This window comes from Burkholderia sp. E168m22 (assembly GCF_001319805.1).
Taxonomy (GTDB): domain Bacteria; phylum Pseudomonadota; class Gammaproteobacteria; order Burkholderiales; family Burkholderiaceae; genus Burkholderia; species Burkholderia orbicola.
The window spans coordinates 1-722 of sequence record NZ_BBSK01000180.1; the positions used below are offsets into that span (position 1 = coordinate 1).

Annotated in this window: 1 protein-coding gene; it reads left to right on the forward strand. The window is 67.9% G+C overall.

The features are described from left to right. A partial coding sequence (locus AP428_RS34300; protein WP_156349375.1) for an efflux RND transporter periplasmic adaptor subunit occupies positions 1 to 722 on the forward strand: 722 nt, incomplete at both ends.

Here is a 722-nt window from a genome sequence, read left to right on the forward strand (position 1 = left end):
GAATTCACCGAAGGCACCGACGTCAAGGCCGGTCAGCGCCTCTACAAGATCGATCCGGCGCCGTACATCGCGGCGCTGAACAGCGCGAAGGCGACGCTCGCGAAGGCGCAGGCGAACCTCGTCACGCAGAACGCGCTGGTCGCGCGCTACAAGGTGCTGGTGGCCGCGAACGCGGTCAGCAAGCAGGACTACGACAACGCGGTCGCCACGCAAGGCCAGGCCGCGGCGGACGTCGCGGCCGGCAAGGCGGCGGTCGATACCGCGCAGATCAACCTCGGCTATACGGACGTCGTGTCGCCGATCAGCGGCCGCGTCGGCATCTCGCAAGTGACGCCGGGCGCATACGTGCAGGCGAGCCAGGCGACGCTGATGTCGACCGTGCAGCAGCTCGATCCGGTGTACGTCGACCTCACGCAGTCGAGCCTCGAAGGGCTGAAGCTGCGTCAGGACGTGCAGAGCGGCCGTCTGAAGACGAGCGGCCCGGGCGCGGCGAAGGTGTCGCTGATCCTGGAAGACGGCAAGACCTACTCGGAGCCGGGCAAGCTGCAGTTCTCGGACGTGACGGTCGACCAGACCACCGGCTCGGTGACGATCCGCGCGGTGTTCCCGAACCCGGGCCGCGTGCTGCTGCCGGGGATGTTCGTGCGCGCACGGATCGAGGAAGGCGTGAACGAGAACGCGTTCCTGGTGCCGCAGATCGGCGTCACGCATGACCAGAAGGG